The organism is Phaeobacter sp. S60 (genome assembly GCF_000826845.1).
Taxonomy (GTDB): domain Bacteria; phylum Pseudomonadota; class Alphaproteobacteria; order Rhodobacterales; family Rhodobacteraceae; genus Phaeobacter; species Phaeobacter piscinae.
Genome location: NZ_JSWJ01000012.1, coordinates 179,558 through 195,879 on the forward strand (window position 1 = coordinate 179,558; position 16,322 = coordinate 195,879).

Sequence of the window (16,322 nt, forward strand, 5' to 3'; positions counted from 1 at the left end):
ATTTTAGCACGGCGCAGCTCACCGGAGCCGGTCTGCGGCGTGACTATCCTTAGTCGGCGCAGGCTTCGGCCCTATCAATTTCGCAATGCGGAACATTATTCCGCAACATGGAACTCACCCTAGATATGGCTCTGCAAGCTGACAAGACCCATCATGCCGCGCCCCACTGCGGCTTGCCAAGCGTCGCTCAACATCTGCGGCATATGACGGTGCGTCTCTTCAGAACCGACAATTGCAATCAGTTCGCGGGTTTTGGGATTGGTCGCCGGTAGGCCTCAGTCAATGTGTCATCTACCTCGGACGCCTCGTAGACTCCCAAGAGGATCCCCTTCCGGGCTGACTTTCCCCGCCGCGTGGCAATCTGTTCGTCCGATAGCGTGATGCGCTGAGACATCCGCAGTCCCCACTCCAACAGACGGTCATACATCAGATCAATCACCTCCTGATGCGCGCCTGCCTTAGCAAGATCTATCAACTCATCAGGATCGTCCTGAAGATCAAACAGCATGGGGCGCAGACCGCCTTCTGCGTGCATGAACTTCCACCGCTTATCGACCACCATAAACAAGCGGGCGTCTTTGGGGGCCAATCCAAGCTTTTCGCACAACGGCAGCGTCGCATAGTCAAACTCTGCGACGGCATAGTCGCGCCATTCGGGCATCTCGCCAAGTAGCCATGGCATCAGAGAGCGCCCCTCAAGGATATGTGGAGCAGGCGTCCCTCCCGCTGCTTCCAGAAATGTCGGCAACAGATCAATCGCCTCAACCAACTCATCACAAGTGGTTCCGCGTGTGGCATCCGCTTCACTTCGCGGGTCATAGATAATCAATGGCACCTTGATCGACGGTTCGTGGAACAGGTTCTTTTCTCCCAGCCAATGATCGCCGAGGTAATCTCCATGGTCTGACGTCAGCACGATCATAGTGTCCTGCATGCGTCCCGTCGCCTCTAGCCAGGCAAACAGATGGCCCATCTGATCGTCGGCCTGTTTGATCAATCCCATATAGGCCGGGATCACCTTCTCGCGCACCTCATCACGAGAAAAGGCCTGACCAATCTGATTGTTCATCATCCCCTCGAACACGGGATGAGCCTCCTCCCGCTCGGCGGCACTGCGCACAGCCGGAAGCACATGCTCGGCACCATACATATCATGATAGGGGGCTGGCACGATGTAGGGCCAATGCGGTTTGATATAGCTCAGATGCGCGCACCAAGGCTGATCACCGTCTTGTTCCGCCGCCTCAATAAACCGCATTGCCTCACGAGTAAGCCATGGGGTTTCGCTGTCTTCCTCAGCAATATTGGCTGGCTTGTCCGCATTGACCATGAACCAGCCCGAGGCGACATCCTGCCCCTCGGCACCGGCATTTGCAAAATCACTCCACGGGTTCTCACCCGGATAGCCCTTCGACTTGAGATACTCATTATAGGGGCTGCGCTTGCCATCATAGAAGCCGTCCGGTCCTTCGGCCCAAAGCCCGTCATCACGAACAAACGGATCAAAACCACATTCCGTCTGACGCACGCCAATAATGCTGTCAGGAGCAAGGCCAAGACGCTGCATCCCTTCGGCATCTGCAACCATATGGGTTTTACCAATCAAATGGCAGCTCATCCCGGCCTTGCGCAGATGGTCACCCATCGTCCATTCACCGACACGCAGAGGGTAGCCATTAAATTGCACGCCATGGCTTGATGGGTAGCGGCCTGTGTAACTGGACATACGCGAAGATCCACAGGTCGGCGATTGCACATAGGCGCGCGCAAACCGCACCCCACGTTGCGCCAGGCCGTCAATGTGCGGTGTCTGCAAGTGCGGATGCCCCGCACAGCTGAGATAGTCGAACCTCAGTTGGTCAAACATGATGTAGAGAATATTCACCAAGCCCTCCTCTGCCTGTGGCAGTCTCTGCCTTTGACTGTCTCTGCCTGCTACTGACACGCTCGTCAAAGGTGCAGGCCAAGGCCCTTGCCAGTCAGAGTGCAGGCACAAATTTAGTCAACATGTAAACTATCCCACATCTCATCGCTCAGCGAAACAGGCTTCCAGGCTGGACGCATCAACACTGCACCGCGCTGACAAATCAGCCGGTGGCAGACCATTAATATGTTACAAGTTTTCTAGAAAATGAACTTTATGGTTACATCTCTCTTGCCGAGAATCACTTCTGAACCTATTACCGACTATATGGTCGGCTTATGACTTGCCGCCACTGAGGAGACGCGAACACCCATGGATGCTTTCATCTGCGATGCCACCCGTACCCCAATCGGCCGCTACGGCGGCGCGCTCAGCAAGCTGCGGACCGATGATCTTGCCGCTCTGCCGATTGCCGCGCTTGCCGCCCGCAACCGGGATGTAGACTGGAGCAGCCTGGACGATGTGATCCTGGGTGATGCCAATCAGGCCGGCGAAAGCAACCGCAACGTGGCGCGCATGGCAGCACTGCTGGCAGGCCTGCCGGTGGATGTACCGGGCACCACGATCAACCGGCTCTGCGCCTCCGGCATGGATGCGGTCGGCATGGCCTCACGCGGGATCAAGGCTGGCGACTACGACATGGCCATCGCCGGCGGCGTCGAAAGCATGAGCCGCGCGCCGTTCGTGATGCCCAAGGCGACTTCCGCCTTCACCCGCGCCAACGCAATCTATGATACCACCATCGGCTGGCGTTTCGTGAACCCGAAAATGGAGAAGATGTACGGCACCGACTCGATGCCGCAGACCGCCGATAATGTGGCCGAAGATTACGGCATCTCCCGCGAGGATCAGGACGCATTCGCCGCCCGCAGCCAGGCCCGCTGGGCCGCAGCACATGAGGCCGGTATCTTCAACGACGAGATCACCCCGGTCACCATCCCCCAGCGCAAGGGCGATGATCTGGTGGTGGACACCGACGAACACCCCCGCCCCGGCACCTCGGCTGAGAAGCTGGCGGGCCTCAAGGGCGTCAACGGCCCGGACAAGACCGTGACAGCCGGCAACGCCTCCGGCGTCAACGACGGTGCTGCGGCGATCCTGATGGCGAATGAGGCCGCGGCCGCGAAGAACGGCCTGAAGCCTATGGCCCGCATCGTCGGCATGGCCGCTGCCGGGGTCGAGCCGCGCATCATGGGCATCGGCCCGGTGCCTGCCACCCGCAAGGTTTTGGAGCGTACCGGCCTGACCATCGAACAGATGGACGTGATCGAACTGAACGAGGCGTTTGCCTCGCAGGGCCTTGCGACACTGCGCGAACTTGGCGTTGCCGACGATGCACCCCATGTTAATCCCAACGGCGGTGCAATCGCGCTTGGCCACCCGCTGGGTATGTCCGGCGCGCGGCTGGTGCTGACCGCCGCCTATCAATTGCAACGCACCGGCGGGCGCTATGCGCTTTGCACCATGTGCGTCGGCGTCGGACAGGGCACCGCCCTGATCCTGGAACGCGTGTAACAAACCCAAGGGAGGTCCCAGACATGTATGCTCAGATGGTCAAATCCGAAGCGACCCAGGACGATCCGGAACAGCTGGCGGCCTTTCAGGCGCGCATCGACGCGGGCGAGAAGATCGAGCCCAAGGACTGGATGCCCGAAGGCTACCGCAAGACGCTGATCCGCCAGATCGGCCAGCACGCGCATTCGGAAATCGTCGGCCAGCTGCCCGAGGGCAACTGGATCACCCGCGCCCCGACGTTGGAGCGCAAGGCGATCCTGCTCGCCAAGGTGCAGGATGAGGCCGGCCATGGCCTGTACTTGTATTGTGCGGCGGAAACGCTGGGTGTGTCGCGCGATGAGATGACCGAAATGCTGCTGGACGGCCGCATGAAGTATTCGTCGATCTTCAACTATCCGACGCTGAACTGGGCCGACATCGGCGCGGTCGGATGGCTGGTCGATGGGGCCGCAATCATGAATCAGGTGCCGCTGCAGCGGACCTCCTTCGGCCCCTATTCCCGCGCGATGATCCGCGTCTGCAAGGAAGAAAGCTTCCACCAGCGCCAGGGCTATGACGCGATCCGCAAGATGGCGGAGGGCACGCCCGCACAGAAGAAGATGGCGCAGGATGCGCTGAACCGCCTGTGGTACCCGTCGCTGATGATGTTCGGACCGTCCGATAAGGACTCGGTCCACTCCGCCCAGTCGATGGCCTGGAAGATCAAGATGAACACCAATGACGAGCTGCGCCAGAAGTTCGTCGACCAGACCGTGCCGCAGGCCGAATACCTTGGCCTCACCGTCCCCGACCCGGACCTGAAATGGAACGAGGAACGCGGTCACTATGACTACACCGACCCGGACTGGTCAGAGTTTTACGACGTACTGAAGGGCAACGGCCCCTGCAACACAGACCGCCTCGCCGCCCGCAACAAGGCCTGGGACGACGGCAAATGGGTGCGTGACGGGCTCTTGGCCCACGCCAGAAAGAAAGCCGCACGTCGGCACGCCGCCGAGTAACCCCAAGCATTTTTGGCGCTCCGCCCGTTTTTGACGCTGCGAAGGCGCCCCCTTCAGCCAGGAGGAATTGAAACATGAAAAACGAATGGCCCCTCTGGGAAATCTTTATCCGTGGCCAGCACGGAATGAGCCACCGCCACGTCGGCTCCCTGCATGCGCCCGACGCCGAAATGGCGATCAAGAACGCCCGCGACGTCTACACCCGCCGCAACGAAGGCGTGTCGATCTGGGTGGTTGAGGCAAACCATATCGCCGCCTCCTCGCCCAGCGACAAGGGCCCGCTTTATGAGCCGTCGGAAAGCAAGGTCTACCGCCACCCGACCTTCTTCGACATCCCCGAAGAAGTGGGGGCGATGTAATGACCGCCGATATTAACAAGGACGAGGCATTCACCCAGTTCCTGCTGCGGATGGGGGACAATACCCTGATCCTCGGCCACCGGGTCAGCGAATGGTGCGGCCATGCGCCGGTGCTGGAAGAAGACATCGCGCTGGCCAACACCGCGCTGGACATGATCGGCCAGACCCAGATGTGGCTCGGCCTCGCGGCTGAGGTACAGGGAGACGGCAAATCTGCCGATGATCTGGCTTTCCTGCGCGACGCCTGGGATTTTCGCAATGTGCTGCTGTGCGAGGTGCCGAACGGCGACTTCGGCCGCACCCTGATGCGCCAGTTCCTGTTCGACGCCTGGCATTCGATCCAGCTGGGTCGGCTGATGAAGTCCTCGGACGAGCGGGTTGCAGCCATCGCCGAGAAGGCTTCGAAAGAGGTTGCCTATCACCTGGAACGCTCCGCCGACACTGTGGTGGGCTTGGGTGACGGCACCGAAGAAAGCCACCGCCGGATGCAGGAGTCGCTGAACTATCTGTGGCCCTATGTGGGCGAGATGTTCCAGTCGGACGCTGTGGATGCCGAGATGGCAGCGGCGGGCATCGCCCCCGATCCTGCGTCCTTACGTGAGGAATACGATGCGCTGGTCTCCCGCGTGCTGAGCGATGCGACCCTAACCATCCCGGAGAGCCGCTTTGCCCACAAAGGCGGGCGTACCGGTGCCATGCACACGGAACATCTGGGTCACCTGTTGACCCAAATGCAATGGCTGCAGCGCGCCTATCCCGGCGCCAAGTGGTAAGGCCACGGCCAACGTACTAGGGGCGGCCCCCGACCTCGGGTCGGCGAAACAGCCAGTGAGGATAGACCGGATGAGCCAGGTGACAACTCAGCCAAGCATTGACCAGATCTGGGAGTGGCTCGACGCTGTGCCCGACCCGGAAATCCCGGTGATTTCACTGGTGGATCTGGGCGTCATCCGTGGTGTGGCCTGGGATGGGGAAACTCTGGTTGTCTCAGTCACCCCTACCTACTCTGGCTGCCCGGCAACTGCAGTGATTGCCCTGGATATCGAAACAGCCCTGCGCGGCCACGGCATTGCGGATTTGAGACTGAAGACCCAGATCTCCCCTGCCTGGACCACCGATTGGCTGTCCGACAAGGGCCGCGCCAAGTTGGAGGCCTACGGCATCGCCCCGCCCCAAGCCGCAGGCGGGCCCGAAAAATGCCCGCACTGCGGCAGTACAGAAGTCACCAAGGTCAGCCAGTTCGGCTCGACACCCTGCAAGGCTCACTGGCGCTGCCAGGACTGCCTTGAACCTTTTGATTATTTCAAGTGCATCTGAGGAGACCTGATGGCGCGCTTTCACGACCTAGAAGTCACCGATGTCCGTAAAACTATCCGCGATGCGGTAGTGGTCACCCTGAAGCCCACGGGCGGTGCGGCTGAGGAGTTTGATTTCACCCAAGGCCAATACCTGACTTTCCGCCGCGACTTCGACGGCGAGGAGCTGCGCCGCAGCTATTCGATCTGCGCCGGGCGCGGCGAGGGTATCCTGCAAGTCGGCATCAAACGTGTTGACGGCGGCGCCTTCTCAACCTGGGCCAATACCGAGTTGAAACCTGGCGACACCCTGCAGGCGATGCCGCCGATGGGCACATTCTTCACACCGCTCGATGCAAGTGCGGAGAAGCACTATCTGGGTTTTGCCGGCGGCTCAGGCATCACGCCGGTGCTGTCGATCCTTAAGACCACGCTGGCGGCCGAACCCAACGCCTCCTTTACGCTGGTCTATGCCAACAAGGGCGTGAACACGATCATGTTCCGCGAAGAGCTGGAGGATCTCAAGAACCTGTACATGGGCCGACTCAACGTGATCCATGTGCTGGAGTCTGACGCGCAGGAGATCGACCTCTTCACCGGCCTCGTGACCGAGGACAAATGCGCGCAGCTGTTCGAGCACTGGATCGACATCAAGTCGGTCGACACCGCCTTTATCTGCGGCCCCGAGCCGATGATGCTGGGCATCGCCAGTGCCTTGCGTACGGCCGGCCTTAGTGACAGTCAGATCAAGTTCGAGCTGTTCGCCTCTGCCCAGCCGGGACGCGCCAAACGCACCGTCACCGCAAGCGATGCCACCTCGGGCGCGAACCAGACCAAGGCCGCCATCACACTGGACGGCGCCACCCAGACCATCGAGATGGGTAAGGACATGACCCTGCTGGACGCCGCGCTGGAAAACGCGATGGACGCGCCTTACGCCTGCAAAGCCGGCGTCTGCTCCACTTGCCGCTGCAAGGTACTGGAGGGCGAGGTCGAGATGGTCGCCAACCATGCGCTTGAGGACTACGAAGTCGAGAAAGGCTATGTCTTGTCCTGTCAGGCTTATCCGCTCAGTGACAAAGTGGTGGTGGACTACGATCAATAGCCCATTAGGTTAGGGCGCAGGCAGCGACAGCCCCCCATCAGCAGACCCAAGGAGACCATGGCATGAATGATGAGATGAGCATCGAGAGCTATCTGGCGGCCGGTGGCGTCCTTAGCAATCCATCCAATGTGCCGCCGCGCTACCGCGCTGAGTTGATGACAATCATGGCCAGCTTCGTCGACAGCGCGCTTGCAGGCGCGGCGGGATTCGTTGATATCATCAACGAAGGTCCGGGCATCAAATCCCGCATGGCTGCGGCCCGGATAGTGCTGGAAAAAACCGCCAACGCTGATCGTGTTTTGCAGGTCATGGGTGATTTCGGTGCCGACACCGAACGCTATGTGGATCATCACCCCTGGACTGCGCGCCTGGATCGCGAGGCCGGGCTGGATCAGAGCCGTTCCAAACACGACCGGCGCCTTGCAGTATTCAACTACCCGCTGGAAGGGTGGGCCGATGCTGTGGTTATGAACCTTCTGATGGGCCGCGCGGTCGCTGTGCAGCTGGCAGAGTTGTCGATGATTTCCTACCAACCATTGGCTGAAGCCTTCCGCGCGATTCAGCCCGTCGAAGCCCATCATGCGCGTCTTGCCCACGAAGGGCTGTCGCGATTGGTGCATGAAGGCGACATCAACATGTTGCAAGAATCCATCCACTATTGGTGGCCCCGGGTGGCCATCAGCTTTGGCGCTGATGCCTCTGACAAGTTCGAGACCCTCTGTGCGCTCGGCCTGCGCCACCGCAGCAATGCGGACCTGCGCACCAGGTGGCAAAGCGAGATGCGCGGCGTTCTGCGAGAGTTGGGGCTGGAGGCCCCAGAGCCCGCCTGACCAAAGCGTAGTGATCGCTCAGATCTGGCAATACGCCCAGGCGCAGATGGCAGGAAAAGGTCTGGACGACTGACCCATTGCGCCCTAGGGTCACCCCACTCCAGCACCCACAGGACGAGGCCCGGCATGGCGATCAGCAAGACCATTCGCACCTATTTCAACGGCAGCTGGCACGATGGCGATGTCGCGATCATGAAGGCTGCAGACCATGCGGCCTGGCTCGGGTCCTCGGTGTTTGACGGGGCGCGTCTGTTTGATGGGGTCACCCCCGATCTTGATCTGCACTGCGCCCGCGCCAATGCCTCCGCTGAGGCGCTTATGATGGCGCCGACCGTCAGTGTCGCTGATATGGTCGCCATCGCCAAAGACGGCCTATCTCTCTTTGCACCCGGCGCGGCCGTCTACATCCGGCCTATGTATTGGGCGACAGGCGGCGATTCCACGATGATTGCTCCGGGGCCCGAAAGCACCCAGTTCGCACTCTGCCTGGAAGAGATCCCGATGGCGCCCCCGACCGCCTCCGCCACACTGACCCGCACCTCCTTTCGGCGGCCCATCCTTGAGAGCGCGGTGGTGAATGCGAAGGCAGGCTGCCTCTATCCTAACAACGCCCGTATGCTGCGTGAAGCCCGCGCCAAAGGCTTCAGCAACGCCTTGGCGTTGGATGCGATGGGCAATGTCGCTGAAACCGCGACGGCAAATATCTTCATGGTGCGTGACGGAGAGGTCTTCACCCCAATCGCAAACGGCACCTTTCTTGCCGGGATCACACGTGCCCGACATATCGCAAACCTGCGCGCCGATGGTGTCACGGTTCACGAGAGCGTCCTGGGCTACACGGATTTTGAACAGGCCGATGAGATTTTCATGTCGGGCAATATGAGCAAAGTCACCCCGGTCACCGCCTTTGACGATCGCCAGTATCAGATCGGCCCCATCGCCAAACGAACCCGCGACCTTTACTGGGACTGGGCCACAAGCAACGGCAGTTGATCCCGGCCGCGTGACGCCGCGTGCTCGTCTATTGCACCATGGGATCGCTTGCGCCATGATCCAATCGGAACAACCAGAGGATCAATATGCGCAAATTTCTTGTCGTATTGGATGACAGCCGGGAATGCCTGAACGCGATGCGGTTCGCTGCCATGCGCGCTGCCAAAACCGGCGGCGGGGTGGAGATCCTTTCGGTGATTCCCCCGGATGAGTTCAACCACTGGATCGGCGTCGGCGAAGTGATGCGGGAGGAAGCCCGTGAACGCATACATGCGCATTTTGAAGTTTTTGCGAAATGGATGCGTGATCGTCAGGGGATTAAACCGAAACTGGTGATCCGTGAAGGCGAAGCCGTGCCCGAGATCATCGCCCAGATCGAGTCCGATACCGAAATCGGTGTTCTGGTGCTGGGCGCGGGGGATGATCGCAAAGGTCCAGGCCCGCTTGTTACTCAACTGAGCCGCTCATCCGGCAGCCTGCCGGTGCCGATCACAATTGTGCCCGGCGATCTGTCCAAGGAAAAACTGGAAGCGATCACCTGATCGCTTCTGACCTGCCAGCACGGTTGCCCTTCTCCTCCTGAGGAGATTGGACCCGGACGCGCCAGCACGGCCCGATAGGGCTTTCGAATTTAGAATTGTTCCAAATCTTGACTTAAGCGGGTCGGAGGCGCATATCTCTGCCACGCTTTAAGGAGGCCCGACATGTTCATTCAGACCGAATCCACGCCCAACCCGGCGACGCTGAAATTCCTGCCGGGCCAGACTGTTCTGGAGATGGGCACCGCTGATTTTCCAACCGCCGATGCCGCAGGCAGCTCGCCTCTGGCGCAGCGAATCTTTGCCGTTTCCGGGGTCACCGGCGTGTTCTTTGGCAATGACTTTGTCACGGTCACCAAGGCTGACACCGTTGAGTGGGACCACATCAAGCCCGCGATCCTGGGCGCTGTGATGGAGCATTTCCAGTCCGGCCAGCCCGTCATCTCAGAGGGCGGTGAGCAAACCTCGGGCCATGCTGAACACACTGGCGAGGATGGCGAAATTGTCAACCAGATCAAAGAGCTGCTCGACAGCCGTGTGCGACCTGCGGTGGCACAAGATGGCGGCGACATCACGTTCCATGGCTTTGATCGCGGCGTTGTCTATCTGCACATGCAAGGTGCCTGTGCGGGTTGCCCGTCTTCAACGCTGACCCTGAAAATGGGCATTGAAAACCTGCTCCGTCACTACATCCCGGAAGTGACCGAGGTGCGCCCCGTTGCCGTCTGACGCCCTCGTCCTTGGATTTGATACATCGGCCGCGCATTGCGCGGCCGCTTTGTTGCAGGGTGACGTCATCCTCGCGCAGACCTGCGAAGAAATGGCGCGCGGACAGGCGGAGCGTCTGATACCGCTGCTGGAAGAGGTGCTGGATCAGGGCGGAGTGACTTGGGCGGATCTTGATGCGCTGGGAGTTGGCGTGGGTCCGGGCAACTTCACCGGCATTCGCATTGCCGTCTCAGCTGCGAGAGGCCTGGCACTGGGGTTGGAAATCCCCGCCGTCGGCGTCAGCGGGTTTGAGGCGCGTGAGCACCCCGGCACATTCGCCGCGGTACCTGCGCCACGTGATCAGGTCTACGCGCACCCCCCCGGAGAAGACCCTCGGCTGATGCCGCTTGCCGAAGCGCAAGCCATCGCAACCGCGCTGAGGCTGGAATTGGTTGCCGAGGCGACGCCACCGCGCATTGCCGAAACAATCGCGCGCAGGGCTGCAGCGCGCTACAAAGACACTATATCCGCCCCGGCCCCGCTATATCTGCGAGCGGCTGATGCCGCTCCCGCCAAAGACGCACCGCCAACACTGATTGACGGCTAAAATCTACCTGCTGACCATGACAACACCCGTGCATAACCAGCCGAGCCCTCCGACGCCGGAGGAGATGGCCCGCACCCATCAGGCTGCCTTTCTGCAGGGTCGCCCCTGGTCAGCACGCGAATTTGCGGCCCTGCTGGACAGCCCCTTCAGCTATACCGTCGGGGATGCGCGTAGTTTTGCCCTTGGCCGCGTCGTTGCGGGAGAAGCGGAACTGCTGACGATTGCCACCCACCCCGATCATCAACGGCAAGGTCTGGCGCAGGCGATTCTGGAGAGATGGTGGGAGGTCGCCTTGGCGCATGGTGCAACCGTTGGGTTTCTGGAGGTCGCAGAAGACAACCAACCGGCCCGCAGCCTGTACAAGGCTTATGGATTCGCAGAGAGCGGCCGACGGGTCGGATACTACCCCCGCCAAGGCACAGCAGCAGTGGACGCAGTGCTCATGAGCGTCAGTTTACGCAAGGCCGAAAGCGCAGAATAACACCAAAAGGTCAAAAAACGGTTGACCCTTTCCGCAGCCTACGGCCTAAATTGTCGCACCTTTTTAAAAACACATGGGTTGGGGCGGTCAAACTGGCCGCATCAAGAACAACAAATTGGGAGTACCCCTATGACCCTGATGAAATCCCTGATGAGCGCCGCGGCAGCCGTGGCGCTGACAGCGGGTGCTGCGATCGCAGAACCGGCGCTGATCTTCGATCTGGGCGGCAAGTTCGACAAGTCCTTCAACGAAGCAGCCTTCACCGGCGCGCAGCGTTGGGCAGAAGAGACCGGCGAAAGCTTCCGCGAAATCGAACTGCAGTCCGAAGCTCAGCGTGAGCAGGCGCTGCGCCGCTTTGCCGAAGCGGGCGCCAACCCGATCGTAATGGCAGGCTTTGCCTTCGCAGATGCACTCGGTCAAGTCGCTGCAGACTACCCGGACACCAAATTCGTGATCATCGACATGGTTGTCGATGCACCCAACGTCCGCTCTGTGGTCTTCAATGAGCACGAAGGCTCCTACCTCGTGGGTATGCTGGCAGCCAAGGCATCCAAATCGGGCACCGTTGGTTTCATCGGCGGCATGGATATCCCGCTGATCCGCAAATTCGCCTGTGGCTACGCCGAGGGCGTAAAAGCGGCCAACCCGGACGCAACCGTGATCGCCAATATGACCGGCACCACCCCGGCGGCCTGGAATGACCCGGTCAAAGGCTCCGAGCTGACCAAAGCGCAAATCAGCCAGGGCGCTGACGTTGTCTATGCAGCAGCAGGCGGCACTGGCGTTGGCGTACTGCAGACCGCAGCTGACGAAGGCATCCTGTCGATCGGCGTGGACAGCAACCAGAACCACTTGCACCCGGGCAAGGTCCTGACCTCCATGATGAAGCGCGTCGACAACGCTGTGTTCGAAGCCTTCTCCGACGGTCCTGAGCTGGAAACAGGTTTCTCTGTCATGGGCCTGTCGAACGGCGGTGTTGGCTTCGCAGTTGACGACAACAATGCGTCCCTGATCACCGAAGAGATGACCGCTGCCACCGATGACGCGGCTGCCAAGATCGCAACCGGTGAGATCACCGTGCATGACTATATGTCGGACGACAGCTGCCCGGCTCTGTCCTTCTAAGCACTGAACTGCCCCCCGGCCCACCGTGATCCCCTTGCGATCATGGTGGTGACCGGGGGTTTCATATTGCCCGGAGGCTGCGCCTTTGCCGCCTCCGGGTTTGGTTTTTCCTAGGTTGGCTAAAATGCACATGTTAACCGCTCGTCGCTGTGACGCGGATCTGTGCCAACTGATCGAGGATGAATAAGGGGAGCCCGAATGACGGCACCAGCAATTGAACTAAAAGGCATCTCCAAAGCCTTTGGCCCGGTTCAGGCCAATAAGGACATCTCAATCCGTGTTGCCCCTGGCACGATCCACGGGATTATCGGCGAAAACGGAGCGGGCAAATCAACGCTGATGAGCATCCTCTACGGGTTCTACAAGGCCGATAAAGGCGAAGTTTGGATTCACGGGAAACGGACCGAAATACCCGACAGCCAAGCGGCGATCTCAGCCGGTATCGGCATGGTGTTCCAACACTTCAAGCTCGTTGAAAACTTCACCGTGCTGGAGAATATCATTCTGGGTGCCGAGGACGGTGGGCTGCTAAAGCCATCGCTGAGCAAGGCGCGAAAATCGCTGAAGGATCTGGCAGCCGAGTATGAGCTGAACGTTGACCCTGATGCGCGCATCGACGAAATCGGCGTGGGTATGCAACAGCGCGTCGAGATTCTGAAGGCGCTCTACCGGCAGGCCGACATTTTGATTCTGGATGAACCGACCGGCGTGCTGACCCCGGCAGAAGCGGATCAGCTGTTCCGCATTCTGGACCGGCTGCGCGCTGAGGGGAAAACGATCATCCTGATCACCCACAAGCTGCGCGAGATCATGGAATATACCGACACGGTGTCAGTGATGCGCCGTGGCGAGATGACCGCCACCGTAAAGACCGCCGAGACCAGCCCCGAGCATCTGGCCGAGCTGATGGTCGGTCGCAAGGTGCTGCTGCGCGTCGACAAGGTCCCCGCGACCCCTGGCAAACCGATCCTCGAGATTGAGAATCTCAGCGTTGTTGATGAGGCGGGTGTCGCGCGTGTTAAGAACATTGATCTGACCGTCCGAGCCGGAGAAATCCTGGGGATCGCCGGTGTTGCAGGCAATGGCCAATCCGAGCTGATGGAAGTCTTGGGTGGCATGCGTGAAGGTCAGGGGAGCATTCGCCTCAATGGTGCGCCCTTGCCATTGTCTGGTGCCGGATCTGACGCCCGCGCCCGTCGCGCAGCCCATGTGGCCCATGTTCCCGAAGACCGTCAGCGCGAAGGTCTGATCATGGACTTCCACGCCTGGGAAAACGTCGCATTTGGCTATCACCACGCCCCTGAGTACCAGCGCGGTCTGTTGATGAACAACGCCGCCCTGCGCGCCGATACAGAAGCCAAGATGGCCAAGTTTGACGTGCGTCCGCCGGATCCATGGCTCGCTGCCAAGAATTTCTCCGGAGGCAATCAGCAGAAAATCGTTGTGGCCCGCGAAATCGAGCGCAACCCGGAGCTGTTGCTGATCGGCCAGCCCACACGGGGCGTCGATATCGGTGCCATCGAGTTTATTCACAAGCAGATCGTCGAACTGCGCGATCAGGGAAAAGCTATCCTCTTGGTCTCGGTCGAGTTGGAAGAGATCCTATCGCTCGCCGACCGTGTTGCTGTGATGTTTGACGGGATGATCATGGGCGAACGCCCGGCAGATCAGACAGATGAGAAAGAGCTAGGCCTGTTGATGGCCGGCGTCGCGGGGGAGGCCGCGTAAATGGATAAGATGCCTAAATGGGCCGATGTCGTGCTGATCCCGCTGATCAGTCTCATATTGGCCGCAATTCTGTCTGCCTTGGTGATCCTTGGCATTGGTGAAGACCCGATCGCCGCGGTGAACCTGATGGTATCCGGCGCGCTGGGATCGACCTATGGCTGGGGCTATACGCTCTACTACGCCACCAATTTCCTGTTCACGGGCCTGGCAGTCTCCGTGGCCTTCCACGCGCGGCTGTTCAACATCGGCGGTGAAGGTCAAGCCATGCTCGGCGGCCTTGGGGTCGCCCTGGTCTGCCTGTATATCCCGTGGCCACATTGGTCGCTTGCATTGATCTTTGCCAGCCTTGGTGCTGCGCTGTTCGGGGCAGCCTGGGCGGCCATTCCAGCCTATCTTCAGGCAAAGCGCGGCAGCCACATCGTGATCACCACCATCATGTTCAACTTCATCGCTGCTGCGGTGCTGAACTATGTGCTGGTGAACCTGCTGCGCCCAGAAGGATCAATGGATCCAGCCACAGCCCGCTTTCCTGAAGCCGTTCACCTGCCGTCGCTGCATGAACTTCTGGCGCCTATCGGCATCGAGTTTTCCAAGGCGGCGCCAGCAAATGTCAGTTTTCTTGTGGCTGTTGGTGCCTGTATCGCCGTCTGGTTGCTAATCTGGCGCACCAAGCTTGGCTATGAAATTCGGGCCTATGGCAACTCTGAATATGGCGCGCTCTATGCCGGGATTTCACCGGTCAAGATCACCATGATTGCCATGCTGATCTCAGGCGGTCTGGCCGGTATGATGGCCACCAACAATGTGATGGGGGAGGCAGAGCGTCTGGTTCTGAACTCCACCGAAGGCGCCGGTTTCATCGGCATCGCCGTGGCTCTTATGGGGCGCAGCCATCCCTTTGGTGTGTTCCTTGCCGCGATCCTGTTCGGCTTCCTCTATCAGGGTGGCGCTGAACTGGCGCTCTGGACCAGCATCCCGCGCGAATTGATCGTGGTCATTCAGGCCCTGGTGATCCTGTTCACGGGCGCATTGGACAATATGGTGAGAGGCCCGCTGGAGCGGATCTTCCTCGCTCTGCGCCGGGGGAAAGCGTGATGGATTTTCTGACTCTGATCCAGGTGCTTGACAGCACCGTTCGCCTTGCCACGCCGCTGCTCCTGGCCTGTCTGGCAGGTCTGTTCTCTGAACGTGCGGGCATTTTCGACATTGGCCTTGAAGGCAAGATGCTGATGGCTGCATTTTTCTCCGCTGCGGTTGCCGCGACCACGGGGAATGTCTGGCTGGGCCTTTTGGCCGGTATCGCCTCTTCATTGGTCCTCAGCGGGCTGCACGGCCTTGCCTCGATCACTTTCCGTGGCAACCAGCTGATCTCCGGTGTGGCGATCAACTTCCTCGCTGCCGGCATGACGGTGCTGATTGCGCAGGACTGGTTCCAGCAGGGCGGTCGTACCCCGTCCCTGTTCTCAGGTGGTCGTTTTGAACCACTCAATCTGCCGTTTGCGGATGCACTGGCGGATGTGCCGGTACTGGGCCCGATCTATAGCGAGCTGCTGTCTGGCCACTCCGTGCTGGTTTACTTGGCCTTCCTAGCGGTTCCCGCGACCGCATGGATCCTGTTTGGCACCCGCTTTGGCCTGCGCCTGCGCGCCGTTGGGGAGAACCCGGCAGCCGTTGATACCGCCGGTGTGTCCGTGGTCGGGCTGCGTTACGCTGCCGTGATGATCTGCGGCCTCCTTTGCGGGATCGCAGGTGCGTATCTTGCGACCGCGCTTCAGGCCGGGTTTGTGAAGGACATGACCGCAGGCCGGGGCTTCATTGCCTTGGCAGCGCTGATTTTTGCGAAGTGGCGTCCGTGGCATGCGCTTGGAGCCTGCCTTCTGTTCGGCCTCCTGCAAGCGGTTGCCCTCCGGTTCCAGAACATCGAAATCGGGACCTTTGTGATCCCGGTTCAGATGATGGACGCGTTGCCCTACATTCTGACAGTCGTGATTTTGGCTGGCTTTGTTGGCAAGGCCGTACCGCCCAAGGCCGGCGGTGAGCCCTACGTCAAGGAACGCTGATATCCAGCTCCATTCCGCATAGTCCCTTGGGACTGTGCGGAAACATCGTCGA

17 protein-coding genes are annotated in these 16,322 nt (G+C 60.1%); 16 read left to right on the forward strand and 1 reads right to left on the reverse strand.

The window, feature by feature from the left end:
* Positions 1-238: 238 nt before the first annotated feature.
* Positions 239-1,885, reverse strand: coding sequence for a sulfatase-like hydrolase/transferase (locus OO25_RS12790; RefSeq protein WP_040180733.1), 1,647 nt, complete (start codon positions 1,883-1,885; stop codon positions 239-241).
* Positions 1,886-2,236: 351 nt separating this feature from the next.
* Here OO25_RS12790 and pcaF point away from each other — a divergent pair, with 351 nt between their 5' ends.
* The 16 genes from pcaF to OO25_RS12870 all read left to right on the forward strand — a co-directional run bounded on the left by pcaF (position 2,237) and on the right by OO25_RS12870 (position 16,270).
* A complete protein-coding gene (gene pcaF, locus OO25_RS12795) occupies positions 2,237-3,439 on the forward strand; it encodes a 3-oxoadipyl-CoA thiolase (protein WP_040180534.1) in 1,203 nt (400 codons plus the stop codon).
* 23 nt (positions 3,440-3,462) lie between these two features.
* Positions 3,463-4,440, forward strand: a complete 978-nt coding sequence (gene paaA, locus OO25_RS12800; protein WP_040180536.1) for a 1,2-phenylacetyl-CoA epoxidase subunit PaaA — start codon at positions 3,463-3,465, stop codon at positions 4,438-4,440.
* A gap of 74 nt (positions 4,441-4,514) precedes the next feature.
* A complete protein-coding gene (gene paaB, locus OO25_RS12805) occupies positions 4,515-4,799 on the forward strand; it encodes a 1,2-phenylacetyl-CoA epoxidase subunit PaaB (RefSeq protein ID WP_008557866.1) in 285 nt (94 codons plus the stop codon).
* Complete coding sequence (paaC, locus tag OO25_RS12810) at positions 4,799-5,572, forward strand: 1,2-phenylacetyl-CoA epoxidase subunit PaaC (RefSeq protein ID WP_175304833.1); 774 nt, start codon at positions 4,799-4,801, stop codon at positions 5,570-5,572. Before paaB ends, paaC begins: the two co-directional genes overlap by 1 nt.
* A 70-nt stretch (positions 5,573-5,642) precedes the next feature.
* Entirely contained in the window at positions 5,643-6,116 is a 474-nt protein-coding gene (gene paaD / locus OO25_RS12815; protein ID WP_040180541.1) for a 1,2-phenylacetyl-CoA epoxidase subunit PaaD, read from the forward strand.
* A gap of 9 nt (positions 6,117-6,125) precedes the next feature.
* Positions 6,126-7,199, forward strand: coding sequence for a 2Fe-2S iron-sulfur cluster-binding protein (locus OO25_RS12820; protein WP_040180543.1), 1,074 nt, complete (start codon positions 6,126-6,128; stop codon positions 7,197-7,199).
* A gap of 62 nt (positions 7,200-7,261) precedes the next feature.
* Positions 7,262-8,029 carry a Phenylacetic acid catabolic protein gene (locus OO25_RS12825; protein ID WP_040180546.1) on the forward strand — a complete coding sequence of 256 codons (768 nt, stop codon included), beginning with the start codon at positions 7,262-7,264 and terminating at the stop codon, positions 8,027-8,029.
* 126 nt (positions 8,030-8,155) lie between these two features.
* A complete protein-coding gene (locus tag OO25_RS12830) occupies positions 8,156-9,022 on the forward strand; it encodes a branched-chain amino acid aminotransferase (protein ID WP_040171169.1) in 867 nt (288 codons plus the stop codon).
* A gap of 86 nt (positions 9,023-9,108) precedes the next feature.
* Positions 9,109-9,564, forward strand: coding sequence for a universal stress protein (locus OO25_RS12835; protein WP_040180550.1), 456 nt, complete (start codon positions 9,109-9,111; stop codon positions 9,562-9,564).
* A 162-nt stretch (positions 9,565-9,726) separates the two neighbouring features.
* Positions 9,727-10,290, forward strand: a complete 564-nt coding sequence (locus OO25_RS12840; RefSeq protein WP_014873501.1) for a NifU family protein — start codon at positions 9,727-9,729, stop codon at positions 10,288-10,290.
* On the forward strand, positions 10,280-10,876 hold the full coding sequence (gene tsaB, locus OO25_RS12845; protein WP_040180553.1) for a tRNA (adenosine(37)-N6)-threonylcarbamoyltransferase complex dimerization subunit type 1 TsaB: 597 nt from the start codon (positions 10,280-10,282) through the stop codon (positions 10,874-10,876). The genes OO25_RS12840 and tsaB overlap by 11 nt, the downstream gene beginning before the upstream one ends.
* A 64-nt stretch (positions 10,877-10,940) precedes the next feature.
* The gene (locus tag OO25_RS12850) at positions 10,941-11,357 is read left to right on the forward strand and encodes a GNAT family N-acetyltransferase (RefSeq protein WP_040180554.1); all 417 of its coding nucleotides are present in this window, start codon (positions 10,941-10,943) and stop codon (positions 11,355-11,357) included.
* 129 nt (positions 11,358-11,486) lie between these two features.
* Positions 11,487-12,482, forward strand: coding sequence for a BMP family protein (locus OO25_RS12855; protein WP_040180556.1), 996 nt, complete (start codon positions 11,487-11,489; stop codon positions 12,480-12,482).
* A 198-nt stretch (positions 12,483-12,680) separates the two neighbouring features.
* Complete coding sequence (locus tag OO25_RS12860) at positions 12,681-14,210, forward strand: ABC transporter ATP-binding protein (RefSeq protein WP_014873497.1); 1,530 nt, start codon at positions 12,681-12,683, stop codon at positions 14,208-14,210.
* Entirely contained in the window at positions 14,211-15,305 is a 1,095-nt protein-coding gene (locus OO25_RS12865; protein WP_040171184.1) for an ABC transporter permease, read from the forward strand. It abuts the gene before it with no gap.
* Complete coding sequence (locus OO25_RS12870; protein ID WP_040171186.1) at positions 15,305-16,270, forward strand: ABC transporter permease; 966 nt, start codon at positions 15,305-15,307, stop codon at positions 16,268-16,270. The genes OO25_RS12865 and OO25_RS12870 overlap by 1 nt, the downstream gene beginning before the upstream one ends.
* Positions 16,271-16,322 lie beyond the last annotated feature (52 nt).

Bases quoted from the DNA above. Each gene is read 5' to 3' on its own strand.
- pcaF (WP_040180534.1), top strand. From the start codon at position 2,237: ATGGATGCTTTCATCTGCGATGCCACCCGTACCCCAATCGGCCGCTAC.
- paaA (WP_040180536.1), top strand. From the start codon at position 3,463: ATGTATGCTCAGATGGTCAAATCCGAAGCGACCCAGGACGATCCGGAA.
- paaB (WP_008557866.1), top strand. From the start codon at position 4,515: ATGAAAAACGAATGGCCCCTCTGGGAAATCTTTATCCGTGGCCAGCAC.
- paaC (WP_175304833.1), top strand. From the start codon at position 4,799: ATGACCGCCGATATTAACAAGGACGAGGCATTCACCCAGTTCCTGCTG.
- paaD (WP_040180541.1), top strand. From the start codon at position 5,643: ATGAGCCAGGTGACAACTCAGCCAAGCATTGACCAGATCTGGGAGTGG.
- OO25_RS12820 (WP_040180543.1), top strand. From the start codon at position 6,126: ATGGCGCGCTTTCACGACCTAGAAGTCACCGATGTCCGTAAAACTATC.
- OO25_RS12825 (WP_040180546.1), top strand. From the start codon at position 7,262: ATGAATGATGAGATGAGCATCGAGAGCTATCTGGCGGCCGGTGGCGTC.
- OO25_RS12830 (WP_040171169.1), top strand. From the start codon at position 8,156: ATGGCGATCAGCAAGACCATTCGCACCTATTTCAACGGCAGCTGGCAC.
- OO25_RS12835 (WP_040180550.1), top strand. From the start codon at position 9,109: ATGCGCAAATTTCTTGTCGTATTGGATGACAGCCGGGAATGCCTGAAC.
- OO25_RS12840 (WP_014873501.1), top strand. From the start codon at position 9,727: ATGTTCATTCAGACCGAATCCACGCCCAACCCGGCGACGCTGAAATTC.
- OO25_RS12850 (WP_040180554.1), top strand. From the start codon at position 10,941: ATGGCCCGCACCCATCAGGCTGCCTTTCTGCAGGGTCGCCCCTGGTCA.
- OO25_RS12855 (WP_040180556.1), top strand. From the start codon at position 11,487: ATGACCCTGATGAAATCCCTGATGAGCGCCGCGGCAGCCGTGGCGCTG.
- OO25_RS12860 (WP_014873497.1), top strand. From the start codon at position 12,681: ATGACGGCACCAGCAATTGAACTAAAAGGCATCTCCAAAGCCTTTGGC.
- OO25_RS12865 (WP_040171184.1), top strand. From the start codon at position 14,211: ATGGATAAGATGCCTAAATGGGCCGATGTCGTGCTGATCCCGCTGATC.
- OO25_RS12870 (WP_040171186.1), top strand. From the start codon at position 15,305: ATGGATTTTCTGACTCTGATCCAGGTGCTTGACAGCACCGTTCGCCTT.